We start from the raw sequence: 24578 nt of genomic DNA on the forward strand, positions 1-24578 counted from the left end.
CGCTGTCGAAGCCCCAGGGCGGCGTGTCCCGTCGACGACGTCTGCGATGACCATGAGCCCATCGCGCACGGCGCGATTCGGGCCGTGCGATCGGGTGCGGGCACGAGCCGAGCGCGCGATCAGTACCCGGGCGGCTTCGCCGCACACGTCCCCCCGGGCTCCAGACATGAGCGGGAGTTGCCGGGGCCGCATACCCGACGCCCTACGCGCGAAGCGATGCGTCCGTCAGTCGGTCAGTGCGAGCGCCCGGATGGGGCTGGCGCTGGACCCTTCCAGTGGCAGCGGCACGCCGACGAACTGGAACCGGCGGGCCGGGATGCGATCGATCCCGACCAGGTTCTCGATGATCCCGATGAAGTCGTCCGCGGCGAGCCCGAGCACCTCGGGGCGCAGGAAGTTGGTGTGAATGGGTGCCGTCAGTGCCCCGCTGGTAGTCTCCGGCGTCGCGAGGTCGACGCCGAGCGTGCGGATGCCTCGCGCCCTCAGCCACTCTCCCGACTCCTTGCTCAGGCCCGGGTGGTCGCGGAGGTAGACCTCGGGATCGGTATCGGCGAACCGTGACCAGCCGGTGTGGACGAGCACGATGTCGCCCGCGCCGATGGTCACGTCTGCGGCCTGCTCAGCTCGCTCCAGCGCGCCGGGCGTGATGGTGCCGCGCGCCTCCGCGTCGGCTGCGCAGTCAAGCCAGACGGCGGTGCCGAAACCGTACTCGAGGGGGATCCGCTCCGCAGTGAAGTGGGTGTCGGGGTTGGCGTGCCACGGCGCGTCCATGTGCGTGCCGGTGTTGCCATTCATCACCCACTGCTCGTTCTGAAACGAGACGCGCGTGCCGTCGTAGTCGTTGCGGCGCTCCGTGTGCGCGTAGCCCCAGTGGTTGAGCGAGCCGGCGATCTTGATCGGCGTGCGGCCGTGCGTCGGATGACCAGCCATGCCCTCACGGATCACGTGCGTCAGATCAGTCACTGTCTGGTCCACGGGTCGGCCTCTCGGTTCGGTGTCGGGGCTATGTGCGGCGAGATCCGCAGCGCGCGGGGTGCGTTCGCGGGTGCTGCCGAGTGGTCTCGGCAGCACCCGCGCCTGCATGGTGATGAGATGCCTCAGATCGGTGGAGTGCTGACCTAGCGGTCTTCGTCCCAGCCCGGAAGCGGCACGTTGATCGGGTCGGCGAGCGCGAGGTCCTCCGGGAACACCGGAATGATCTCGCCATCCTGCCACTGGCTGACGAAGAATAGGGCGCGGTCGTTCTGGCCGTTCTCGTTGAACGAAAGGCCGGAGCCGTCGACGCCGGTACGGTCTGCGAGGTCGATCTCGTCGGCTGCTGCGGCGATGCCCTCGGGCGTCAGCTCGTCTGCGGCCCGCATCGTGTCGAATAGTGCCATGGCGCCCATGAATCCGTTCATGTCGAAGGCACCGGGCAGGGCGCCGTCGTTCGCGTCCTGGTAGCGCTCCATGAACAGGTCGTAGTAGCCCTTGGCCTCGTCGCTCAGGCCGTCGCTGTTGAGCTGCGAGGAGAAGCCGACGTTGAAGAACCCGTTGCCGGAGTCGCCCATCGACTCGATCCACGACTGGTTGACGTGGCCGCCACCCGAGCCGATGATGACCGGCGGCGTGACGCTCGCCGCACGCATCGCGCGGCCGAGGGCCGCTGCATCCGCGTCATAGCTCGTGAGCACGAGGACGTCGGGGTTCGAGTCGCGGATCTGCAGCGCGACGCTCGTCAGGTCGGAGCTGTCCAGCGGGTAGGCCGACTGCATCACGACGTCCATGCCGAACTCGTCGGCCGCGTCGATGACGCCGTTCATGACGTCTTGGCCGTAGGAGTTGCTGACGCCCGCCCATGCGACCGTCATCTCCTCAGGAGCCTTGCCGATCTGCTCGGCCAGCTGCTCAGCCGCGAAGGCGACCGAGTCGAGGCCGATGTCCCGTGCCGTCAGCGAGGCGCGGTAGACGTTGTCGTAGGTACCGTCCGTGATGCCCACGGCCGATGCGCCGGTCTCCCAGTACAGGCCGCCCTCGCCCGTGATGACGGGGATCGCTGCGAGGGCGAGCGATGAGCCGAACGTCCCGAGGACGACGTCGATGTCCTCGTTCAGCAGCCGCTCGGCCGCCTGGCGCGCGGACTCGTCGTCCGGTGCGTCCTCGGTCACGAACTCGACGGTCGCGCCGTTGATGCCGCCGTCCTCGTTGATGATCTGGCGAGCGATCTCCGAGCCGTCAGCCACGCGGTTGCCGGTGCCCGCGAGCCCGCCGGTCAGCGGCAGGATGCGACCGATGGTGACGCTGTCACCGTCGCCAGCGCCCTCACCGCCGGCCGCCGCGGAGCAGCCTGCGAGCGTCAGTGCTGTGACGGCCGCCATGGCCGCACCAGCAATCAGTTTCTTGTTCATGGTGTCCTTTCGTTGGGGTGTTGCTAGATGCCGAGGTAGGCGGTCTGCAATTCGTTGTTCGCGAGGAGCTCCTGCGATGACCCGCTAAGCGCGATCGTTCCCTGCTCGATCACGTAGCCGCGGTCGGCGACGCCGAGGGCCTGCGCCACGTTCTGCTCGACGAGCAGCACCGTGACGCCGTCGTCCTTGACGCGCTCGATCACCTCGAACACCTCGCTGACGATCTTGGGAGCGAGGCCCAGCGAGGGCTCGTCGAGGATCAGCAGCTCGGGGTCGGCCATCAGCGCACGCGCGATCGCGACCATCTGCTGCTGACCGCCGGAGAGCAAGCCGGCGTGCTGACGGTGCCGTTCCTTCAGGATCGGGAACAGCTCGTACATGTGCTTGAGGTTCTGCGCCTGCTTACGGCGGGCTCCCGCCGTCGAGGCGCCGAGCATCAGGTTGTCCTCCACGGTCATGCCTCCGAAGAGGCGGCGCCCCTCCGGGCAGTGGGCGATGCCGAGCTGCGAGATCTCGTGCGACGGCAGGCCGTCGATGGCCTGACCCTTGAACTGGATCGACCCGCCGCGCGGCTTCACCAGTCCCGAGATCGCCTTCAGCGTCGTGGTCTTGCCGGCGCCGTTGTTGCCGAGCAGCGCGACGACCTCGCCCTCGCCGACCGTGATGTTTAGGTCGAGGAGCACCTTCGCGCGGCCGTAGGAGACCGCGAGGTTCTCAATGTGCAACATGTTCGTACCCCTCTCCGAGGTATGCGGTGAGCACCCCGGGATCCTTGGTGACCTCGGCTGGCGTGCCCTCCGCGAGGTTCCGTCCGCGCTCGAGCACGACGACGTGCCGGGACAGGCCCATGACGGCCTTCATGTGGTGCTCGATCAGCACGACCGACATCCCGTCGGCGGCGAGCTCGCGGATCGTGTCCATCATCGTCTGCACTTCCGAGGGCACGAGGCCGCCCATCACCTCGTCGAGCAGCACGAGCTCGGGCTCGGTGGCCAGCACCCGCGCGACCTCCAGGCGCTTCCGCAGGCCGATGGGCAGTGCGTCAGCGGTCGCCTCCGCGAAGGAGGCGAGCCCGAGGCGCTCGAGGATCGGCTCGACGACGTCCCTTGCGTCGCTCACCGTCAGGTGGCGGTTCAGGGCACCGACGAGCACGTTCTCGCGCACGGTCATCTGGGGCAGCCCGCGCACCTTCTGGAAGGTCCGCGTGAGCCCGTCCTTCGTGATCTGCTCGGGAGCGCGGCCGATCAGCTCTCTGCCGTTGAACTTCACGGAGCCGGACGACGGCTTCATGAAGCCAGAGACGATGTTGAACAGCGTGGTCTTGCCGGCGCCGTTGGGGCCGATCACACCGGTGATCTGGCCGCGCTCGGCCATGAGGTGCACATTGTCGAGGATCTGCAGTCCGCCGAGCGAGATGCTTACGCCGGAGACCTCGAGGATGTTGTCCTTCATCGCTGTCCCTCCTGGGTGCCGGCGTCTGCCGCACGCTCTTCGACCGACGACGCATCCGAGCCGAGCTCTTCGACGTGGATCGTCTCGACCGCGCTGGTGGGGATCACCGCGCTCGGCTTCGGCCGCCGTGTGATCGCGCTCTTGAGCCAGGCGAACCCGTTCCGGATGACGCCGATGAGCCCGTTGGGCAGCAGCAGGATCACGATGATGAGCAGCGCGCCATAGATCAGGTCGGACAGTCCGGGGATCGACGAGCCGACCGACGCGATGACGTAGTGCTCCAGCAGCGTGATGAGCGTCGCACCAATCAGGGGGCCGAAGATGCCGACCATGCCGCCGATGATCGCCATCAGCGCCGGCTCCCACGTCACGCTCACCGAGCCGACATTCGACGGCGTGATGTAGAGCGTGTACTGCGCGAACATCGCACCGGCGAGGGCCGAGAAGAACCCCGAGAGCCCGACCGCGAACATCTTCGTGCGGACTGCGGGGATACCCATCGACCGCGCGCTGACCTCGTCCTCCTTTACGGCCATCATCTGGTAGCCCAGGCGCGAGCGGCTGAGCACGATCACGACCGCTGCGGTGACGACGTACAGGCCGAGGGTCACGTAGACGTACTCATCCTTCGACTGGAAGATGAGGTTCCACAGGCCCGTGTCCTTGGGGATCGAGATGCCCTCGTCGCCGCCCGTGAGCTCGGAGAAGTTCTGCAGCGCGATGTAGACGATCACGGCGAGGCCGAGCGTCGCCAGCGCGAAGTAGTGCCCCCGTAGGCGCAGGCTGATGGCGCCGATGAACAGCGCGACGAGCACGGCCAGCAGCGCGGCGATGAGCATCGCCGGGATCGTGCCGATACCCAGGTGCAGTCGCAGCAGCGTGGTGCCGAACGCGCCGATCGCGAACAGCGCGCCGTGGCCGAGCGAGAAGAGCCCGGTCATGCCGCCGGCGATGTTCCACGCGGTGGCGAACGTCGCGAAGATCAGGATCGTGTTGATGAGATCGAGCGACAGTCGACTCGGCCCGCTCAGCGTGTAGATGATCACCAGCACCGCGATGATCGCGAGCGGGATGAATGGCTTGAACCTCTGCAGCATGATCAGCCTCCAACCATCGCCGAGTCGAGCGACTTCTTGCCGAACAGCCCGCGCGGGCGGAGGGCCAGGACGAGCACGAACAGGACGAAGATCGACGCCTGCATCCACTGGGTGCCGAAGAAGTAGCCGGTGAAGGTCTCGATGATGCCGACCAGTAGGCCACCGATGAAGGCGCCGCCGACCGAGCCGAAGCCGCCGAGCACGACGATCACGAAGCTCGTCAGCACGTAGTTGAGGCCGGTCGTCGAGTTCACCGACGTGAACGGCGCTAGCAGGACGCCCGCGGCGACCGCGAAGGCTGTGCCGAGCATGAAGACGATCGCGTACGTGCGATTGATGCGCAAGCCGACGACCTTCGCCGCGTAGTTGTCCTCCGACACCGCGCGGATCTGCTTGCCCATGCGCGTGCGATAGAGGAAGAACCACAGCGCGGCGACGAGCAGGATGCCGCCCAGGAACGCGATCACGCGACCGGCCTCGACCTGCACGCCGAAGACGTCGACGCGGGACGACGCGAACGGGTCGGAGATCGCGAACGTGCGCGACCCGAAGGCCATGAGCGCGACCGCCTGCAGTGCGATGCTGAGGCCCAGCGTCGTGAAGATCTGGACGTTGATCGACTTCCCCAGCGTCGGCCGGATGATGGCGATGTAGACCAGGAAGGCCAGCGGCAGGGAGGCGATCACCACGAGCAGCCCGGCGAGGTAGGGGTTCATTCCGGTAGTGGTGACCACGACGATCGTCCCCATGATGCCGAGCATGACGAACTCGCCGTGCGCGAAGTTCATCACGTCCATGACGCCGAAGATGAGTGTGAGGCCAACCGCCACGAGGGCAAGTACGCCACCGGCCATGATGCCGAGTACGAGCAGGTCCCACATAGGGCGGCTCCTTTCTAGACGTTGGGAATGGGTGAGCGGAGGGTGTCTCCGTGGTCTGCGGCATCGCCTTCGATGCGTGCCGACCGGGTGCGCAGCATCAGCCGCTGCTGGAGCCGGGGAGCTGCTCGTGCGACCGCGGCGAGCTCGGCAGCTCGGATTCCCAGTGCTGCACGTTCTGGGCGGCGACCGCGCGCTGGCTGCGATCCCAGGCAGCGCTCGTGTAGAGCGGCCGGAGCCAGTGGATGGCGCGATAGAGCTTCGGCACGTAGGTGGTGCGCGCTCGCCGCAGGATGGAGTCCGCGTAGGCATCGGCGACGTCGTCGACGCGGTTGGTCATGCTCAGCGGCCACGGCAGGCTGCTGCTCGAGCTGGCGCGAGAGGTGGCGCCCTGGAGCATAGGCGTGTTGGTCCAGCCGGGGTAGAAGACGCCGACCGTGACTCCGCGGTGCAGCACCTCCAGGCGCAGGGCGCCGGCGAACGCGTCGACGCCCGCCTTTGCCGCCGCATACGCCGACGACTTCGGCGTGTGCTTCAGGACTGCGGCCGAGCAGGTGAACGCGATGTGCCCGCGCGAGGCGATGACGTGCTCCAGCGTGGCCTTGACGGTGCGGATCTGCCCCGACAGGTTGATGTCGATGATGCGCAGCAGCTGCTCGGCGCTGGAGGCGCGCACCGTGCTGGCGCTGCCGATGCCGGCGTTGGCGACGACCACGTCGATCCGGCCGAACCGGCGCACGGTGGCTTCGGCCGCAGCCTCGAGCGAAGCGACATCCGTCACGTCTGCCTGCAGGCCGATGTGGTCAGCGCCCAGTGCCTCGGCAGCCGCCACGGCTTGATCGCCGGCTTGGTCGACGAGGGCGACCTTGCAGCCGCGCGCGGCGAGGCGCTGTGCTGTGGCCAGGCCGATGCCGCTGGCACCGCCGGTGATGAAGACCGCCTGCTCGGTGGCCTGGCCGGTCTGGGAAGGGGAGGTCATCATTGCGCTTTCGATCCGCTGCGGAAGGTGCACGGGCGCGCCGTCACGCGCCCAGAGGGGTCTACTGCATGTGCGAGCCGCCGTTGACATCGACCGTGGCTCCGGTGATGAACGACGAGTCGGGGTCGGTGAGGAATCGCACCGTGTGGGCCACGTCGCCCGCCGTGCCGAGCCGGCCGACCGGGATGGTCGATGCGTAGTCGGCGTTGACCGAGGCTCCCACCATGCTCGCCATGCCTGCGGCGATGCGCCCGGGGGCGACCGCGTTCACGGTGATGCCGTGCTGCGCGAGCTCCTGCCCGAAGGCACGGGTGATGCCCAGCACGCCGGTCTTCGTCGCCGCGTAGTGGAGGCCACCGAGGCGACCGCCATACCGTGCGGCAACGGATGCGATGTTCACGATACGGCCATATCCCTGCTCGATCATGTCCGGCGCGAGTGCCTGCACGCCGAGGAAGGGGCCCGTGAGATTGACGCCGACGACGGCGTTCCACTCGTCCAGCGGGATGTCGACGCCGTCGAGCTTCTTCCCGTCATGCTTCGGCGAGATGCCCGCGTTGTTGACCAGGATCGTCGGAGCACCGAAGCGCTCGAGCGCGGCTTCCCGGATGGCACGCCAGCCGTCGACCGACGCGACATCGGCGACGACGGTCGCAAGGCGATCCGCAACGTCCGCCAGCCGCTCGCGCAGCGCGGCGAGCGACGCCTCGTTGACGTCGGACGCGACGACCTGGTCGCCACGGCCGAGCAGCGCCTCGACGATCGAGGTGCCGAGGCCGCCGGCTGCACCGGTGACGACGGCGATCTGCTGACGATCTGCGCTGCTCATGCTGCGGCTCCCGCCAGCTCGATCTCGTACGGGTCGGTCGCGAAGGTGCTGTTCACTTCGCGGAAGGTGAAGGAGAAGTCCGGCCACAGAGTGGTGAGGCGGCCCGAGCGCGGGTCGACATACCAGCTGCTGCAACCGCCTGAGAGCCAGACGGTGCCGGCGCTCAGCTCCTCGAGCTCCTGCATGTACGCCTCCTGCTCCTCGGCGCGCACCTCAAGGACCTCGCCGGAGTGGGCGCGCTTGAGCGCCTCGAGGACGTACTCCATCTGCGCTTCCGCGATGTAGATGGCAGAGTTGTGACCGAGACCTGTGTTCGGGCCCTTCAGGAACCACATGTTGGGGAAGCCGCTGACGGCCATGGTCTTGTACGCCTCCATACCGCGGCCCCAGTGCTCGTGCAGAGTCCGGCCGTCGCGGCCATAGGTGTGGTGGGCCATCGGGATGTCGGTCGCCTCGAAGCCGGTCGCCGAGATGATCACGTCGACCTGGTGCTCGACGCCGTCCGCCCCGATGATGCCGGTCGGCGTGATGGCCGTGACACCACCTGTGACGAGCTCGACGTTGTCGCGCAGGAAGGCCGGGTAGTAGTCGTTCGACTTCAGGATGCGCTTGCACCCGATCGTGTAGTCGGGGGTGAGCCGGTCGCGCAGCGGCCCCTCGGGAATCTGGTTCGCGAGGTGTCCGAGCGCTGCCTTCGTGACGGTGTCGATCAGCGTCTGGGTGCCGCGGCGCTGCGCGTAGCGCTCTTCGTTCGCCCAGAAGAGGTCGTCACGGATCCGCTTCATCAGCTCCGGTCGGCGAGCGAACATTCGCTTCTGCGCCTCGGTGTATTTCGGGTCGTGGCGCGGCGTGACATACGCGGCGGAGCGCTGGATGACGACGAGCTGTTCGGCGAGCTTCGCCACTTCCGGCACGATCTGGATGGCGCTCGCACCCGAGCCGATGAGCGCGACGCGCTTCCCGGTCAGGTCGACCGAGTGGTCCCACTGCGCCGAGTGGAACAGCGCGCCCTGGAAGGAGTCGATCCCGGGAACATCCGGGAACTTCGCGTCCGACAGGTAGCCCGTGGCCATGACGAGCGCGGGAGCCTCGAAGGCGTCGGCACCCGAGCGTGCGATCCACAGCTTGCGCTCGTCGTCCCAGCGGAGGCTCTCGACGTTCGTGTTGAAGCGGATGCGGGGCAGCACGCCCTCGGCCTCGGCCACGCTCTGCATGTACTCGAGGATCTCCGGCTGCTGGGCGTGCATCTTCGTCCAGTTGGGATTCAGCGCGAACGAGTACGAGTACAGGTGCGACGGCACGTCGCACTCGGCTCCCGGGTAGGTGTTGTCGCGCCAGGCGCCGCCGACGGTGTGACCGCGCTCCAGGATGACGTAGCGCTGGTCGGTCTCGCGCTCCAGGTGGACACCGATGCCGACGCCCGAGAACCCGGCGCCGATGATGAGGACATCCGTCCTCGTGGTCGTTGCGATCTCACTCATGCTGTGCTCCTCGTGTCTCTTGCTCGCGCTACACCGTGAGCGGCTGGATCGTGTTGCCGGCGGGCACCGCAGCGGGCTCCTTGACGAAGTCGTCGATGAGCATGAAAACCTGGGCCGGGCGCTCGGAGGTGATGGCGTGCCCGGCATCCACTTCGGCTAGGCGCGCGTCCTCGATGCCGCCGAACAGCATGTAGCTGTGCACGATCGGCACCATCTGGTCGGCGGTGGCGCCGATCACCAGCGTGGGAGCGGTGATCCGCTCGACGTCCGAGGTGATGTCGACGGAACGGTTGATCGCCATCTCGATGTCGACGCCCGCGCGCGATGTGCGGCCCGCGATGAGGTTCTCCAGGTCCTGGTCTGCACGGCTGCGGAGGAACTGCGCACTGTACGCCGCGAACGTCTCGAACTCCTGCAGCGGACGGCCGCCCTGCTCGAACAGCGCCTGCCAGACGCTGTTGCGCACGCGCTGCTGCTTGTCAGTGGTGATCCAGCCGGCGATGAGGGTGAGAGTCTCGACCAGGTCCTGTCGGCGGCCCGCGAGCGCAGCGGTGACGACTGCGCCGAGCGAGTACCCGACGAGGTGGACGGGCTGCTTCGCCGCTCGCGCCTCGATGACCGCGACGACCTGCGCGACGAGCGCGTCGAGGTCGGTGCCCGGAGAGACGGTGAGGTCGAGGCCGATGACTCGGTGGCGTGCTGCGAGCATCGGGAACACCGTACGGAAGTGCGTCTCCGTGCTGCCGCCGGTTCCGTGCACGAGGACGATGGGAGTGCGTCCGTCGCCGGGCGCTCCGGTGTCGTGGAACGCGATCTGCGCCTCGCCGAACGGCACCGTGCCCGCGTCCGAGTCGGGATGAAGCTTCACTGCCCCTTCTTTCACTCAACTGGTGTCTGTGGAGGGGCCCTCGCTCGGGCGGATCTCCTCATTGAGAGTGCACTTCCATTCGGAGTACTCTCTCACTATAGGCACATGAGAGCGCACTCCGCAATTTGTGCCGACGAACTCTCCTCCACGGAACCCAAAGGAGTAGCCCCGTGAAGATCACCGCTGCAGTGCTCCGGCGCTCAGGGGCGCCCCGCCCCTACGCCGAGAGCACACCGCTCGACATCGTCGAGCTCGAGCTGGACGGTCCCGGCCCCGGTGAGGTGCGCATCCGCGTCGAGACGGCCGGACTGTGCCACTCAGATCTCTCGGTGGTCGACGGCAACCGGCCGCGCCCGCTGCCGATGCTGCTGGGCCACGAGGCCGCGGGCATCGTCGACGAGCTCGGCGAGGGGGTGACCGATCTGGAGGTCGGGCAGCGCGTAGTGACGGTCTTCCTTCCGCGCTGCGAGGAATGCCCCTCCTGCCTCACCGGGGGCAAGCTCCCGTGCGAGCCGGGCTCGAAGAGCAACACCGAGGGCGTGCTGCCCGCCGGTGGCATCCGCCTCTCGGAGGGCGGCGCTCCCGTCAACCACCACCTCGGCGTCTCTGGCTTCGCGACCCACGCTGTCGTCGATCGCCGTTCGGTCGTCGCGGTCGGTGCTGACGTGCCGCCCCAGGTCGCGGCAGTGCTCGGATGCGCGGTGCTCACGGGCGGCGGCGCCGTGAAGAACGCGGGCGCGCTGCAGCCGGGTCAGGACGTGATCGTCGTCGGCCTCGGCGGTGTCGGCATGGCCGCCGTGCTCACTGCCCTCGCGATCACCGCAGCGTCGGGAGGGCGCGTGATCGGCGTCGACGCGATGCCCGCGAAGCTGGACGCCGCGCTCGAGATGGGTGCGCACGATGCCGCGACACCTGACGAGGCGGTGGCCCGCGGACTGCGCGCTCCGGTCGTCATCGAGGCCGCCGGGCACCCGAGAGCGTTCGAGACCGCAGTCGCGCTCACCGCCCCCGGCGGAATCACGGTCACCGCGGGGCTCCCCGCCCCCGACGCCCGCTCGCAGATCGCCCCGCTGACAATCACCGCCGAGGCGCGCACGATCATCGGCAGCTACCTCGGCTCGGCTGTGCCGGCGCGCGACATCCCTGAGTACGAGCGGATGTGGCGCGCAGGATCGCTGCCGGTGGAGAAGCTCACCTCTGCGACCGTGCCGCTGCGCGAGATCAACCACGCGCTGGACGTGCTCGACGAGGGCCGCGCGATCCGACAGATGATCAGCTTCGAGGGGCTCGAGGCATGATCCTCGACTTCGGGCAACCGGTCTCCGGGATCGTGCAGTTCGCCTACACTGTGCCGGATGCCGAGGGCGCGGCACGGCGCTGGACCGAGCTGACCGGCATCGGGCCCTGGTTCTTCCGCGGCCCGTTCACGACGCAGCGGGCGAAGTACCGCGGGGTCGTGGCGCCGAGCAGGCTGCTCGTGGCTCAGGCCTTCTCGGGCCATTCGATGATCGAGCTGATCGAGCAGCAGGACGACTCCCCCTCCGTCTACCGCGAGCGGGTAGAGGCCTCGGGCTATGGCTTCCATCACATCGCGCGCGGCACGCAGCGCTTCGACGAGGACTTCGCGATGTACGTGGAGCAGGGCCTCGTCGTCGTCTACGAGAGCGTCCTGCCCACCGAGGCGCGCCTGGCGTACTTCGACGCCACGGAGGAGCTCGGCGGCATGGTCGAGCTCGTCGAGCTCAACCCCGCACAGGAGGCCGTCTACACGAAGGTCTTCCGCGCTGCGCAGGGGTGGGATGGCGCCGACGTCTTCCGACGGGCCTGAGGAGGGCGCGATGCGAACCACCGCGCCCGCGGTCGACGGTGCCGGCCGGAGCGCGGCGTTGATCGACCGTCCGCTGCGGCTCGCCGCGGGCACGCTCGCGACGAACCGCCTCCAGCTCGCCCCGATGACCAACCGGCTGAGCGCCGTCGGCGGCGAGATCACGCAGGCCGACATCGACTGGTACCGGGGTCGCGGTGAAGCCGGCTTCAGCACGATCGTCACCGGCGGACTCTCCGTATCGCCCGCGGGCCAGCTGCACATCGACCAGCCCCGTGCGGACGACGACCGTTTCATGCCCGGCCTCGCACGACTCAGCACCGCGCGGCACCCAGGCACAGTGATGCTCGCCCAGCTGCTGCACGGCGGGCTGCGCGTGAACGCCTGGGAGGAACGACGTGCCGAGCCGGTCGGCCCCTCGGACGGGGTCGGCGTCCGCGGCCTGGCCAGCGGAGAGGTCGAGGCGACGCTGGATGACTTCGTCGCTGCGGGCACGCGAGCGGTCTCGGCAGGCTTCGACGGCGTCGAGATCCACGCGGCGCACGGCTACCTCCCAGCGCAGTTCCTCAGTCGAGAGGAGAACCAGCGCACCGACCGCTGGGGCGGCGACTTCACCGGCAGGGCGCGCTTCACGCTCGAGCTGGTGGCGCGACTGCGGGCCGCGCTGCCGGCCGACACTGTCGTGCAGCTACGCATCTCCGCCGAGGACATGCGCCAGTCGCGCGGCATCGACCTCGACGAGTCGGCAGCCCTCGCCAGGCTCGGCGCCGAGGCCGGGGCCGACGTCATCAGCCTCTCGGTGTGGGACATTCATCAGCCAGCCCAGAAGCATCCGCACATCACTCCGACCGAGCACGTGAAGGCACACCTCGGCGACGTCGCGCCGCTCGTCGTAGCAGGGAAGATCTGGACGGCGGAGGATGCCGTGCTCGGCTTCGCGCAGGGAGCTGATGCGCTCGCCGTCGGCCGGGCGGCGATCTTCAATCGGGCGGCGCCCACGATCCTGCGCACGCAGGGCCTGGCGGCGGTGCGCCCTCCGGTGCTCCCGTCGTCACTCGTGCACGAAGGGATCGCGCCGCCGTTCCTCGCGCACCTGCTGCGCCGCTGGGGCGGGCTCTTCCTTCCCGAGGATGCCGCCGCGAGCGCCTGATCCGGCTCAGCCCGGCTGCACCGACCGAGCCATCTGCTCGATCAGCGCCGCCGCGGTGTCGGGGGCCTCGAGGTGGGGGTAATGGCCGATCCCGGGCATGGTGACCACCTGCAGGTCCGGCGCGTTGACGATGCGGCTGGCCGCAGCTTCCACCATCTCGCGCGTCGCCAGCCAGTCCTGATCCCCGTGCACGAGCGTGACCGGGCAGCCGATGCTCGCCATCAGGTGCCGGGTGTCGGTGCGCGTGTAGGCGGTGAGGTCGCCGCGCTGCGGGGGCGGGCTGAGGGTCAGGATGCTCCACTCGATGATCGCGCGGGCCTCCGGAACGGCGCGCTCACCGACGAGGCTCAGCGCCTGATCCATGCTCGAGAACGGCAGCGACACGCGCGGGTGCTCCATCAGCTGCAGCGCCGTCTCGGAGATGGTCGGGCTGTGGTCGCTGCCCTGGAAGGCGACAGACCCGAGCACGCGCGATGACAACGCGGGCAGCAGCAGCGCTAGGTTGCCGCCGACCGACGTCCCGGCGACGACGAACCGCTCGTGGCCGACTGCCGTCATAAACTCCAGCAGCCAGCGGGCGATCTCCTCGATATCGCTCAGGCATGGTTCAGGGTGCTGCGGCCAACTCTTGCCGTGGCCGGGGAGGTCGGGGGCGTAGAGGCGATGCGAGGCGCCGAGCCGCTCCATGACCGCGTGCCACTGCCGCCCATCGCGCCCGGCGGTGTGCAGCAAGAGCACCGGCGGCACCTCATCCGCCGCGGGGTTCGCAACTACGGTCGCTTCGTAGTAGGCCTGGACGCCGCGGACCTCGACGTACCGGCCGGTCACGGTCGAGGTGTCTGCGTGGGCTCCAACGATTGAGCCCACGGGGACTGCGATCGTCGCGCGCGGGGCGAACAGGCGCGACAGGATCGGCGTCAGCCAGGCCCAGACCACCGGGTCGCCTGCGATGCGGATCGATCCGAGCGCCGCGTTGGTCGACGCCACCCAGCTGCGCTCGCCGGCGAGCAGCGCCTCCCAAGCCGCTTCGGATCCGGTCGCTGTCAGCTGCGGGAGCGGCTCGGCGCCGGCGTGCTCGCGGAGGAACTCGATGCCGTGGGCGCCGATCGCGATCACGCCGTGCGCGGCGCCGGCCCCGGTGCCGCTGACGAACGCCACCTCGTGCGACTCGAGATCACGGAGCGCCCGAGCCAGCCCCGCATCGGCTGCACGCTCACGGATCCGCTCGCGGAACGCGACCAGAACGCTCGATATCACGGGACCCCCGATGGCTATGGCTGCCCCGGCACTAGCAAGCAGACTCTGGAACGGATTACACTCTCACTTTAGGGCCGATCCGTCGCAGCCGAAATCCTCAGCCGCAACGGCAGTGCTGACTGCCTGCCCAGACTCAGGAAGCGTGATGACGACTACCCCCACCGCGCCGGACGGCGACGAGCCGCTCGGCCTCCGCGAGCGCAATCGCCAGGAGCGGCTCGCTCGCATCCTCAGCGCAGCAGAGCAGTTGTTCGCCGAGAGGGGGTTCGACCAGGTCACGACACGCGAGATCGCGCACGCCGCGCGGGTGGGTGAGGCGACGCTATTCCGCTACGTGCCGAACAAGAGCGATCTGCTGCTGCTCGTCATCGGCAGCAAGCAGGACGTCCTGCTCGATCGGCTCGAGCAGGCCGACGACCGCACCGAGGCGCAGGCTCCCCCGTCGCCTCCCGCGCAGTGGTTCCTCGATCGGATCACCGAGATCTACCGAGCCCGCATCCACTACTACGTCGCCGATCCGGTGAACGTCGCACAGTATGTGACGGCCGGGCTGCAGTTCGGCAGCACGCTGGGCCCGAAGAGCACCTTCGCGGGCGACCGTGTCATCGCCCGCGTGCAGAGGATCCTCGCGGCCGGCCAGCAGTCGGGCGCACTGCGCGACGACGTCGACGCGCTGCTCGTCGCTCGCAACGTCAACGGCACCTACATCCACGAAGTACTGCGCAGCCCGGCCCGCAACCTGACGATCTCTGCCACCTGGGATCGTCTCGCGGAGCGCCTCGACGTGATGCTGCGCCCGCTCATCACAGAGCACGGCCGTTTAGGGCCGCAGCCCATTCAGGAGAAGATCGAGCAGTGAAAGCTATGCGGCACCGCATCGCGCTCGTCCCCGGCGACGGCATCGGCAGCGAGGTTTTCTCCCCCGCCACGCCGTGCTCGATGCCGTCGGCCGCCGCCACGGCATCGCGTTCGACTACGACGAGCTCGACTGGTCGTGCGAGCGCTACGCGGCGACCGGCTCGATGATGCCAGCCGACGGCATCGAGCGGCTGCGCGGCAGCGGCGCGATCCTGCTCGGCGTCGTCGGCTGGGAGGGCGTGCCGACCACCTGTCGCTGCGGGGGCTGCTCATGCCGATCGGCCGCGAGTTTGAGCAGTCCGCTGCGGCATCGCGGCCTGCTGCCGGAGGCCGGCGACGAGCCGGTCGGGCTCACGCTGCGCGAGGCGTTCACCGGGGCCGGCCCGCAGCAGCCGGCTGTCCACAAGGGCGCCGGGTACCGGCGCGAGGCGGCGCTGGCCGAGTAGCCCGTCTGGCCGCGGCGGCGGCTCCTCATCGGCGCTCCGCCGGTCGAGGGGCCGCCGCGCTGCCGCTGTGTCAGCCGCGCGGGTCGTGGCGATGGTCGGCCGCGTAGGCGGCGAAGACCTCGGCGACGTCCTCCCCGGCCCGCAGGAACTCCCCGCGCAGGGCGGCACCGAGCTGGTCGATCGCCGTGCCGAGCTGGTGCGTGCTCAGCCGCACCGCGAGCTCGGGTCGCCGCAGTGCCGCGTCGCGGAGCACGAGCACGTAGGGCAGCTGGCGTGCGAGCGAGAGCTCCTGGTTCTGCTCCTGGAAGTAGAAGCCCTCGGCGTGCTGCGCGAAGTCGACCCGCACGCGGGCGATCTCGAGCGCGAGAGAGTCGAGCGTGCGCGAGAGGGAACCGGCATCGACCTCCGGCACCGCGGCGGCGTAGCCGGCCTCCGCAAGCCCGTCGATCTGCAGCGCGAGCGCCCGGCGTCGCGACATCGGCGGATACACCTGCGAGAACCAGGCGAGCGCCGTCGTGAGCAGCCCGAAGCCGGTGAGCGCCTCGATCGGCGAGACGGCACGCACGAACGGGTCGACGGGCGTCATGTCGCCGAGGCCCAGCGTGGTGAGCATCACGAACGAGAAGTAGAGGGCCTCGCCGATCGGCGTGTAGTCGTTCGCGTCGATGCCCTGCGAGTAGCTGAAGCCCTTGGGGATGCGCGGCAGGTAGATGAGTGCCCAGCCCACCACCTGGAGCGCGATCCAGAGCGTGATCACGACGATCATGCCAGTGGCTCCGGCGGCCGAGCCCGCGCGGTGGCCGGTCGCGCGCGACAGCCGCCAGACGATCGCGAGCACCTTGCGGGTCAGCCTGCCGCGGCCGACGGGGTGGAGGAGCGTGTGGAACATGTCGCGCAGCCCGAGCGCGACGATCAGCGCCCCTGCGACCGTCAGCGCCACATCCATCACGGGCTCCGTGCCGGGGTCAGCGCGTGAAGTGGTTGCGGATGCGCTCCGCCTGTTCGGGGGTCAGGTGCCACTCGGTGCCGATCTCGTGCCCCTCGAACGGGCCGCCGCCATCGGTCGGGTTGCGCAGGAAGCCGCGGATCTGCTTGCCCTTGCGGTCCATGCCCAGCTCGCGCGAGAGCTCCACCGGGGTGATCGTCGACTCGTCCATGTCGCGAGGCTACCGGCCGCGGAGTCCGCCGCGCAGCGCGCTGGCGAGCTCAGGGCTGCGGGTCGGCACCGGTCTCGTCGCGCGCCGCCTGCCACACCTCACGGGCCGCGTCGGCGTTCAGCAGTCCGATGGCGACGCCCACGACGATGTCGAGCCAACCGGTCGCGAACCAGAAGGTGAGGATGCCGACGGCGACGATCGCGAGGTTGGCGATGCTGTCGTTGCGGGCCGAGAGCCAGGCCGCCTTCGTCAGGCTGCCGCTGTGGTGGCGGTGCCGCACGAGCAGCAGCGCGCAGCTGAGGTTGACGAGGAGCGCGCCGACCGCAGCGAGCGTGAGCGGCACGGGTTCGGGCGGGTAGGGGTCGAGCACCTTGCTGACGGCCATCCAGATCGTGGCGACCGCCGGCACCAGGATCACGATGGCGAGCACCGAGCCGACCAGCTTGCGGCGCGAGGCCGACCAGCCGATCGCCGCGAAGATCAGCAGATTGATCAGCGCGTCCTCGAGGAAGTCGACGCTGTCGGCGAAGAGCGACACCGAGCCGATCGCGAGCGCCACCCCGACCTCGACGAAGAAGTAGGCGAGGTTGAGCAGGGCGACGATCAGCACGACACGACGGAGGCTCTGCATGCGCATCATCGTGGCAGGTGGTCGGCCGCGGCGGTGTGCTGCCGAGCGAGGCACCGGTGCTCGCCGCTATGGTCGGCGCATGGCGGAGTCAGGCGAGTGCCCGATGTGCGAGAGCTACGGCACGTATGTGCGCGAACCCAACGGCTCGATGACGTGCGTTGTGTGCAACACGTCCTGGGGCGGCGGCGGGGACGCTTCGAACAGACTCGGCCCGACATGGCTCCCGAAGCCACCATTGCGCTGACGCCGACGGTCGGCGACTTGTGCGCTGCCGGCCGAGCCGTCCCACGGCGGCCCAGCGGGCTACCGTGACGAGGTGACCGGTCCGAATCGACCGCCCGCCGCCACGTCGGTTCGACCCGCCTTGCTGGCCCTCGCCGCCGACGCCATCCTCGTCGTCGTCTTCGCCGCCATCGGCCGGGCGAGCCACGACGAGGGGCTGACCCTCTGGGGCGTCGGCATGACCGCGCTGCCGTTCCTTATCGCGCTCGCCGTCGGCTGGGTCGTCAGCCTCGTCTGGCGCCGGCCCCTCGCGCCGCTGCGCACCGGCGTGCCGGTCTGGCTCGTGACAGTCGGCGGCGGCATGCTGCTGCGCACCCTCCTCGGCCAGGGCACGGCGCTGCCCTTCGTCATCGTCGCGACGCTGACGCTGCTACTCATGCTCGTGGGCTGGCGCGCAATCGCAGCGCTGGTGCGCCGAGGCCGCCGCCGCTGACGCCTCGGTTACGTTGAGCCCATGGCCACGATGATCCCCGCCAAGATCCGGCCCGGCACCCCGCCGGGCGAGGTGAAGGTCTTCGAGGCGCTCCGCGACCACCCCGGCATCGACGGCTGGGTCGTGTGGCACGGCATGCGCATCCGCCACCACGAGACGCAGGTCGAGGGCGAGGCCGACTTCGTCGTCATGGTGCCGGGCGAAGGCATGCTCGTCATCGAGGTGAAGTCGCACGACCGCATCGAGGTGGGGGCGGATGGGTTGTGGCGGCTCGGGAGCCAGGAGCCCACCGATCGCTCCCCCTACGACCAGGCGATCGAGAACGCCCGCAGCCTGCGGTCGTGGGTCATGCGTCGCGCCTACGACCCGCGGTACCCGATCTGGCACGCGGTGTGGTTCCCGAACCGCGGCGGCGAGCTCGTCGCGCAGCTCGAGGCGCGCGTCGACGTCACGCCCGACGTCACCCTGACGCGGCCCGACCTGCAGCCCGGGCACCTCGTCACGAAGATCGTGAAAGCACTGCGCGCGGGCGAGGAGCAGCTGCGGCGTCGCGGCGTGCGCTACGAGGAGGGGCGGCCGACCGCCGACGACATCGCCGAGGCGCGCGAGCTCCTGACGCCGCCGGTGACCTGGCAGCAGGTGACCGCCGATGCTCGCGAAGCCCGCGAGCGCGACCTGCGCGAGGCGACCGAGCGCCAGGAGGAGGCACTGCAGTACTTCGCCCACTACCCGCGGCTCGTCGTGGAGGGTCCGGCGGGCACCGGCAAGACGAACATCGCCGTGCGCGCGGCGCTGCAGGCCGCCAACCGTGACGAGCGCGTGCTGCTGACGTGCTTCAACCGCAAGCTCGAGGCCGACCTGCGGCACCGCCTGCGCGACCGCTCCGAGCTGACCGTCGCGCGCGTGCACCAGCTGATGCTCGCGCTCACGGGCCTCACGCCCCCTGACGACGCCGACGACGCCTGGTGGAACGGCACCTTGCCGAACGAGACGCTCGCCGTCACGCGGGCGCCCGACTTCGAACCTCCCTACACGTGCCTGGTCGCCGACGAGGCGCAGGATCTCGCGCGCGACTCCACCCTCGACGTGCTCGACAGCCTGCTGGTGGGCGGTCTCGCCGGCGCGCGGGTGGTCGTGGCCGGCGACTTCGACGGGCAGGACATCTACCGCCCGCGCCAGTCACGCTCGTCGAGTAGCCCGACGGAGCCGGGCGTATCGAGACGAGAAGCGCTCCTCGCCCGCCTCCCCGACGCCGGCCGCATGACCGTCACCCGCAACGTGCGCCAGCGCCCCGAGCTCGCCGCCTTCGTCGAGCAGCTGCTCGGCGACGACGTCTACGCGCAGTACGACCGCGCCGAGGTGGGCGCCGACTGCGGCCAGGTGCTGCGGTTCGACAGCGCCGAGCACCAGCAGCGGCTGCTGCAGCAGGTGCTGCGCGACGTGTGGGAGGAGGGCTGGGAGTCCCGCGACATCCTCCTGCTCTCCCCGCGCCGCGCCTCCGCTGCCCGCACCGCGACGGGCACTGTGGCGGATGCCTTGGCGCCCGACGGCGCGGACGGTCCCGGTATCCGATGGGGCACCGTGCACCTCTTCAAGGGGCTCGAGGCTCCGGTGGTCGTGCTGACCGACGTCGACGACGCCACCCCGAACTGGCAGGACCTCCTCTACGTCGGCGCGACCCGAGCGACCGAGCGGCTCATCGTGCTGACGAGCGCCGACGAGGTCGCCGACCGCGTGCCGTAGCCCTAGGGAGCCAGCAGACCTGACGGGACCCGTGTGCTCGGGCGCGACACCGGTCTAGAGACCGCAGCTCCGAGCCCTCTCCGTCCCCTCCACGAGCAGGTCCCCGCGTTCGGCTGGAGCGCAGCCGGCCGTGGGGACCTGCGAGGAGGAGCGGGCCCGATGGCCCGCCCGCGTCAGTCGAACGACTCCTGCTTGGCGACCATCCGGGTGAAGAACGGCAGCGTGATGAGCGCGACGACACCCGCGAGCGCCACGTAAATGCCCGTCGCGAGCGGCGTGAAGCCGATCGCCCAGGTCATCAGCGCGGGCGTGAAGCCGGCGAAGAAGATCGCGGCGATGTTGTAGGAGAACGAGGTGCCGGTCGAGCGCACCTCGGGCGGGAAGGCTCGCGCGAGCGCCGAGGGGATGATGCCGGCGAAGCCCGACACCGCCACGCAGAGCACGATGTGGATGCCGATCAGCATGGGCAGCGTCGGCACGGCGTGCAGCAGCGCGAGCGCCGGCACGGGCACGACGATGAGCGCCCAGGTCGTCCAGCGCAGGGTGCGGCGGGTGCCGAACCGGTCAGCGAGGCGGCCGGCGTAGACGCAGGCGAAGATCATCACGAGGTTGCCGGCGAGGGACGCCCAGAACGCCTCGTTCGAGGTGAAGCCCAGGCCGGCCGCATCCGACGCGTAGTAGACGGTCGAGTAGATGACCAGCGCGTAGACGCTCACCTGCCAGAGGATCGCCATGAGCGCCGCCACGAGCAGCTGCTTCCGGTACGAGCGGAAGAGATCACGGATCGGCGTCTGCTTCTTCGCGCCGAGGTCCTCCTTCATCTGGAGGAACTCCTCGGTCTCGTTGAGCTGCTTGCGGATGTAGATGGCCACGGGCACGATCAGCAGGCCGACGAAGAAGGGGATGCGCCACGCCCACGCGACGATCTCCTCCTCCGGGAAGGCGGAGGTGATGATGACGCCGAGCAGCGCCGACATCGCGTTCGCGATGCCCATCGAGCCCTGCAACCAGCCGGTGAGGCCGGCGCGGCGCTCCGGCGGGGCCTTCTCCACGAGGTACGAGGTCGCGCCGCCGATCTCGCCCCCCGCGGAGAAGCCCTGGAAGAGCCGGCCGATCGTGAGCAGGATCGGCGCACCGATGCCGATCGCCCAGATGGGCGGGGCGAAGCCGATGATGAAGGTGCCGACGGCCATGAGCGACACGGTCAGCATGAGCGTGGCCTTGCGCCCGTGCGTGTCACGGTAGGAGCCGAGCACGATCGCGCCGAGCGGGCGGGCGATGAAGCCCACCGCGAAGACGAGGAACGTGGCGATCATGCCTGAGCCGGTGTCGCCCTGCATGAAGAAGTTCGCGCTGATGTAGGCGGCGAAGAAGGCGTAGCTCGAGAAGTCGAACCACTCGAGGGCGTTGCCGGCGGCTGCGGCGGCGACGACCTTCTTGAGCGGATCCTTCTGCTTCGAGCGCGCGGCGTCGGGCGGCGAGGCGGAGGAGGTCATGGTCATGGGAGCCCTTGGGATAGAGGAGATCGGACGGGTGGGTGGTCGGCTCAGGCCAGCAGCGCTTCGGTGCGATCGAGCTGGGTGAGCACATCGATGAGGACGTCGACACCGCGCACGATGTCGTCCGTCGGGGTGAACTCCTCCGGCGCGTGGCTGCGACCACCGACGGAGGGGATGAAGATCATGGCCATCGGCCCGAGGTGGGCGAGGTGCGCGGCGTCGTGGCCGGCGCCCGAGGGCACCGCCTTCCAGGAGTAGCCGAGCCGGTCGGCGCTCTTGGCGATGAGGTCGCGGATCGCGGGCGACGTGGGCACTGCATCCTGGTCGGTCAGCCACTCGATCATGAGGCCGACTCCCCGGCGCTCGGCCTCGAGCCCGATGTCCTTGGCGAGGCGACCCTTCACGCCGCTCAGCCACTCCGAGTCGGTCGAGCGCAGCTCGGCCCACAGCCGCGCCTCGGAGGGCACGATGTTGAACGAGCCCGGGTACGCCTCGATGCGCCCGGTGGTGGCGACGCCGTGCACCGGCGCCCCGCAGCCTTCGCGCTCGATCGTGAGCACGGCGGATGCAGCCGCAGTCAGCGCATCCATGCGTGCGTCCATCGGCGTCGCGCCCGCATGGTCCTGGCGGCCGGTGAAGGTCGCCATCAGTCGGTCGATGCCAGCGATCGCCGTGACGATGCCGATCTCGTCGCCCGAGCGCTCGAGCATCGGACCCTGCTCGATGTGCAGCTCGATGTAGGCGTGGAGCGAGCCGGGCTGCCAGGCGTTCGCGAGCGCGCGCTGCGGGTCGAGCCCGAAGCGCTCCATCGTGCTGCCGAGCGTCGCGCCGCTCGTGCCCTGCATGTCGAGGTGCTCGGGCAGCAGCACACCGGCGACAGGGCCGACGGGCTGTGGTCAATCGGGCAGCAACTCTAGCGAGACCCGGTCGGGCGCGCCGTCCGGAGCTCGACCGCTACCGTGTGCTGGTGGAGATCCGCAAGGCCCGCGCCTTCCTGGCCCTCGCCGAAGACCTGCACTTCGGGCGTGCGGCGGCGCGGCTGCACATCGCGCAGTCGGCGCTCAGCCGATTGATCCGGCAGCTTGAGCAGGATTTCGGCGCGGCGCTCTTCGCGCGCACCACCCGCGATGTCACGCTCACGGTGCAGGGCGAGGCGCTCGTCGGTCCGGCGCGAGAGCTCGTGACGCTCTCCGAGCGGATGCACGAGATCGTGCGTCGCGCGGCGACAGGCGAGACCGGTCGCGTTCGGCTCGGCTTCGCGGGAGCGTCAGTCAATCACCTCGTCGCAGACCTCATCAAGGGGGTACGGCGCGCGCACCCGGGCCTGACGGTCGAGCTCGAGAGCGCGCAGCTCTCGCATCCTGGCCTCGAGCGGCTGCGCGACGGCAGCCTCGACGTCCTCCTCGGCCGGTGGGACTTCCTGCCCCGGGAGGTGGGCTCGCGCGTGATCGCGCGCGAGTCGCTCCTCGTCGCGCTGCCGTCGCACCACCGCCTCGCGCGGCGCAGCGAGCTGCGGCCCGACGACCTGGCAGCAGAACCGTGGGTGGTGCTGCCAGGAGGCAGCGGCGCGACGCTCTCGAACCGCCTCCACATGCTCGGCCTGCAAGGGCGGTTCGTGCCACGGATCGTGCAGACGGCTCCGGATTCCGCGACGGAGCTGCTGCTCGTGAACGCCGGCGAGGGCATCGCGCTGACGCTTTCGGGCGTGCGCGACAACCTCCCGGCGCGCGGCGTCGAGTTCCGCCCGCTGACGGCTGACCTCGGCGCGGTCGCGGTCCGGCTCGCCTGGCGGTCCGGGTCTGTCGATCCTGCCGTGCAGGCCGTGCTCGACGTCTCCCGCCGCGTCTTCTCCGACGGCGCGTGATGCGCCTACCGCGGGTGCGGCGATGCCGTCAGCGCTCGCTGGCGAGCCAGCGCAGCACTCGCCCGCGGTCGCCGTCCAGCGCAGGCGGCGCTTGCGAGTAGTCGACCTTGGCGTTCTCGTAGCTGACAGGGTGACGGACGGTGGGAACACCGGAGCCAGGCGGGCCCGCGAGCGCGATCGGTTCGAGGCCAAGCTGATCGGCAAGACGAACGCCGCCGTCGATGCCCTGAATCGGCCCACACGGCACCCCCGCGGCACGGAGCGCGTCGAACCACACATCCGCCCCAGCCGTCCGCAGCCGTTCCACGAGCAGCTCGCGGAGCAGCGCGCGGTTCGCGTTCCGGGCACCCATCGTCGCGAAGCGCTGATCGGCGGGCGCGTCCGGCAGCCCTACCACCTCGCACAGATGCGCGAACTGACGGTCGTTGCCGACGGCGATCACGAGTTGGCGATCGGCGGTCGGGAACGGTTCGTATGGGTACAGGCTCGGATGCTCATTGCCCATGCGGGCGGGAACGATGCCAGCCGCGACGTGCGCCGACGCCTGGTTCACGAGACCTGACAGGATCGAGGACAGGAGATTCGTCTCGATGCGGTCGCCGGTCCCTGTCGCGCTGCGCGCGTGCAGCGCGGCGAGGATGCCTGCGGTTGCATGCAGGCCTGTGATCACATCGACCACGGCGACCCCGACCTTGAGAGGATCGCCCTCAGCCTCGCCAGTCAACGACATCAGGCCCGAGACGGCCTGCGCGAGCAGGTCGTAGCCGGGCAGGTCGGCGCCGCCCTTCGAACCGAAGCCGGTCACCGAGGCGTAGATCAGCTCTGGGTGCCGAGCGCGGACCGTCTCGGCGTCGAGCCCGAACCGCTTGAGGCCCCCCGGCCGGAAGTTCTCCACCAGGACGTCGGCACGGTCGACGATCCGATTCGCGAGCGCCAGCTGCTCAGGATCGGAGAAGTCGATGGCGATCGAGTACTTGTTGCGGTTGGCGGTCAGGTAGTAGGTGCCGACCCCGTCGCGCACCGGCGGCACCCAGCCCCGGGTGTCATCGCCATGCGGACTCTCGACCTTGACGACGAGCGCGCCCATGTCGGCGAGGAGCATGGTCGCGTACGGACCCGCGAGCACGCGGCTGAGGTCCGCGACCACCACGCCCGCGAGCGGCCCGCCGAAGGGGCGCTCGAAGATCGACTCATAGTCGGTCGCTGCAATCACTTGATGCTCCTTCGCTCCGCGCCCAGGTACATGACGAGGCGCGGCTCCGCGCAGACTGCCGGCGACCAGTCGCGACTCGCTGAGCGGACGGGTCGAGCCTCCCTGCGGGATGCCGTCCGCCGGGCTACTGATGCTCGATCGACATCGATCGATACCAAACGTGCGCTCGCGGAGCATCAGTCGGTGACTGCCCCCACACTGGTCACGCAGACCGAGAGAAGGAGTCTCCGTGACCATCGACAGCAGCGC

General features: G+C 69.6%; 25 protein-coding genes. 8 read left to right on the top strand and 17 right to left on the bottom strand.

Features of this window, described 5'->3' with window-relative positions; genetic code table 11:
• Positions 1-225: 225 nt before the first annotated feature.
• The 10 genes from Q9250_RS03605 to Q9250_RS03650 form a co-directional block, all read right to left on the bottom strand.
• Positions 226-975, bottom strand: coding sequence for a cyclase family protein (locus tag Q9250_RS03605; RefSeq protein WP_306233222.1), 750 nt, complete (start codon positions 973-975; stop codon positions 226-228).
• A gap of 143 nt (positions 976-1118) precedes the next feature.
• Entirely contained in the window at positions 1119-2387 is a 1269-nt protein-coding gene (locus Q9250_RS03610; RefSeq protein WP_306233223.1) for an ABC transporter substrate-binding protein, read from the bottom strand.
• 23 nt (positions 2388-2410) lie between these two features.
• A complete protein-coding gene (locus Q9250_RS03615; RefSeq protein WP_306233224.1) occupies positions 2411-3115 on the bottom strand; it encodes an ABC transporter ATP-binding protein in 705 nt (234 codons plus the stop codon).
• Entirely contained in the window at positions 3102-3839 is a 738-nt protein-coding gene (locus tag Q9250_RS03620; protein WP_306233225.1) for an ABC transporter ATP-binding protein, read from the bottom strand. Before Q9250_RS03620 ends, Q9250_RS03615 begins: the two co-directional genes overlap by 14 nt.
• Positions 3836-4936, bottom strand: a complete 1101-nt coding sequence (locus Q9250_RS03625; protein WP_306233227.1) for a branched-chain amino acid ABC transporter permease — start codon at positions 4934-4936, stop codon at positions 3836-3838. Before Q9250_RS03625 ends, Q9250_RS03620 begins: the two co-directional genes overlap by 4 nt.
• Before the next feature lie 2 nt (positions 4937-4938).
• Complete coding sequence (locus tag Q9250_RS03630; protein ID WP_306233228.1) at positions 4939-5817, bottom strand: branched-chain amino acid ABC transporter permease; 879 nt, start codon at positions 5815-5817, stop codon at positions 4939-4941.
• 97 nt (positions 5818-5914) lie between these two features.
• Positions 5915-6883 (bottom strand): SDR family NAD(P)-dependent oxidoreductase, encoded by a 969-nt coding sequence (locus Q9250_RS03635; RefSeq protein ID WP_306233229.1) that lies wholly within the window; start codon positions 6881-6883, stop codon positions 5915-5917.
• Positions 6855-7622, bottom strand: a complete 768-nt coding sequence (locus Q9250_RS03640; protein ID WP_306233230.1) for an SDR family NAD(P)-dependent oxidoreductase — start codon at positions 7620-7622, stop codon at positions 6855-6857. Before Q9250_RS03640 ends, Q9250_RS03635 begins: the two co-directional genes overlap by 29 nt.
• Positions 7619-9103, bottom strand: a complete 1485-nt coding sequence (locus Q9250_RS03645; RefSeq protein ID WP_306233232.1) for a flavin-containing monooxygenase — start codon at positions 9101-9103, stop codon at positions 7619-7621. The genes Q9250_RS03640 and Q9250_RS03645 overlap by 4 nt, the downstream gene beginning before the upstream one ends.
• Before the next feature lie 28 nt (positions 9104-9131).
• Complete coding sequence (locus tag Q9250_RS03650; protein ID WP_306233233.1) at positions 9132-9971, bottom strand: alpha/beta fold hydrolase; 840 nt, start codon at positions 9969-9971, stop codon at positions 9132-9134.
• 170 nt (positions 9972-10141) lie between these two features.
• On the opposite strand from Q9250_RS03650, the gene Q9250_RS03655 reads away from it, so the two are divergent.
• From Q9250_RS03655 to Q9250_RS03665, 3 genes are read left to right on the top strand one after another with little or no spacing between them, the layout of a single operon-like run.
• The gene (locus Q9250_RS03655; protein ID WP_306233235.1) at positions 10142-11269 is read left to right on the top strand and encodes an alcohol dehydrogenase catalytic domain-containing protein; all 1128 of its coding nucleotides are present in this window, start codon (positions 10142-10144) and stop codon (positions 11267-11269) included.
• Positions 11266-11799: a VOC family protein gene (locus tag Q9250_RS03660; protein WP_306233237.1), complete on the top strand. Its 534-nt coding sequence runs from the start codon at positions 11266-11268 to the stop codon at positions 11797-11799. Before Q9250_RS03655 ends, Q9250_RS03660 begins: the two co-directional genes overlap by 4 nt.
• A 10-nt stretch (positions 11800-11809) precedes the next feature.
• The gene (locus Q9250_RS03665; RefSeq protein WP_306233239.1) at positions 11810-12946 is read left to right on the top strand and encodes an oxidoreductase; all 1137 of its coding nucleotides are present in this window, start codon (positions 11810-11812) and stop codon (positions 12944-12946) included.
• A 6-nt stretch (positions 12947-12952) separates the two neighbouring features.
• Here Q9250_RS03665 and Q9250_RS03670 read toward each other — a convergent pair whose 3' ends face one another.
• Complete coding sequence (locus Q9250_RS03670; protein WP_306233241.1) at positions 12953-14203, bottom strand: alpha/beta fold hydrolase; 1251 nt, start codon at positions 14201-14203, stop codon at positions 12953-12955.
• 145 nt (positions 14204-14348) lie between these two features.
• On the opposite strand from Q9250_RS03670, the gene Q9250_RS03675 reads away from it, so the two are divergent.
• Together Q9250_RS03675 and Q9250_RS03680 are read left to right on the top strand one after the other, a co-directional pair.
• The gene (locus tag Q9250_RS03675; RefSeq protein ID WP_306233242.1) at positions 14349-15062 is read left to right on the top strand and encodes a TetR/AcrR family transcriptional regulator; all 714 of its coding nucleotides are present in this window, start codon (positions 14349-14351) and stop codon (positions 15060-15062) included.
• 73 nt (positions 15063-15135) lie between these two features.
• A complete protein-coding gene (locus Q9250_RS03680) occupies positions 15136-15507 on the top strand; it encodes a hypothetical protein (protein WP_306233243.1) in 372 nt (123 codons plus the stop codon).
• Between the two features lie 70 nt (positions 15508-15577).
• Here Q9250_RS03680 and Q9250_RS03685 read toward each other — a convergent pair whose 3' ends face one another.
• From Q9250_RS03685 to Q9250_RS03695, 3 genes are read right to left on the bottom strand one after another with little or no spacing between them, the layout of a single operon-like run.
• Complete coding sequence (locus Q9250_RS03685) at positions 15578-16453, bottom strand: potassium channel family protein (protein ID WP_306233244.1); 876 nt, start codon at positions 16451-16453, stop codon at positions 15578-15580.
• A gap of 19 nt (positions 16454-16472) precedes the next feature.
• On the bottom strand, positions 16473-16664 hold the full coding sequence (locus Q9250_RS03690; protein WP_306233245.1) for a hypothetical protein: 192 nt from the start codon (positions 16662-16664) through the stop codon (positions 16473-16475).
• Between the two features lie 49 nt (positions 16665-16713).
• On the bottom strand, positions 16714-17295 hold the full coding sequence (locus tag Q9250_RS03695) for a cation efflux transmembrane domain-containing protein (protein WP_306233246.1): 582 nt from the start codon (positions 17293-17295) through the stop codon (positions 16714-16716).
• Between the two features lie 316 nt (positions 17296-17611).
• On the opposite strand from Q9250_RS03695, the gene Q9250_RS03700 reads away from it, so the two are divergent.
• Positions 17612-18010: a DUF3054 domain-containing protein gene (locus Q9250_RS03700; protein WP_306233247.1), complete on the top strand. Its 399-nt coding sequence runs from the start codon at positions 17612-17614 to the stop codon at positions 18008-18010.
• A gap of 21 nt (positions 18011-18031) precedes the next feature.
• On the top strand, positions 18032-19753 hold the full coding sequence (locus Q9250_RS03705; RefSeq protein WP_306233248.1) for a nuclease-related domain-containing DEAD/DEAH box helicase: 1722 nt from the start codon (positions 18032-18034) through the stop codon (positions 19751-19753).
• Positions 19754-19926: 173 nt separating this feature from the next.
• Here Q9250_RS03705 and Q9250_RS03710 read toward each other — a convergent pair whose 3' ends face one another.
• Both Q9250_RS03710 and Q9250_RS03715 read right to left on the bottom strand, forming a co-directional pair.
• Positions 19927-21255 carry an MFS transporter gene (locus tag Q9250_RS03710; protein WP_306233249.1) on the bottom strand — a complete coding sequence of 443 codons (1329 nt, stop codon included), beginning with the start codon at positions 21253-21255 and terminating at the stop codon, positions 19927-19929.
• Between the two features lie 44 nt (positions 21256-21299).
• The gene (locus tag Q9250_RS03715; protein WP_306233250.1) at positions 21300-22121 is read right to left on the bottom strand and encodes a hydantoinase/carbamoylase family amidase; all 822 of its coding nucleotides are present in this window, start codon (positions 22119-22121) and stop codon (positions 21300-21302) included.
• Positions 22122-22219: 98 nt separating this feature from the next.
• Here Q9250_RS03715 and Q9250_RS03720 point away from each other — a divergent pair, with 98 nt between their 5' ends.
• Entirely contained in the window at positions 22220-23116 is an 897-nt protein-coding gene (locus tag Q9250_RS03720; protein WP_306233251.1) for a LysR substrate-binding domain-containing protein, read from the top strand.
• 28 nt (positions 23117-23144) lie between these two features.
• Here Q9250_RS03720 and Q9250_RS03725 read toward each other — a convergent pair whose 3' ends face one another.
• On the bottom strand, positions 23145-24329 hold the full coding sequence (locus tag Q9250_RS03725) for a CaiB/BaiF CoA transferase family protein (RefSeq protein ID WP_306233252.1): 1185 nt from the start codon (positions 24327-24329) through the stop codon (positions 23145-23147).
• Positions 24330-24578: the final 249 nt, after the last annotated feature.

It is taken from the genome of Agrococcus beijingensis (assembly GCF_030758955.1).
GTDB lineage: Bacteria > Actinomycetota > Actinomycetes > Actinomycetales > Microbacteriaceae > Agrococcus > Agrococcus beijingensis.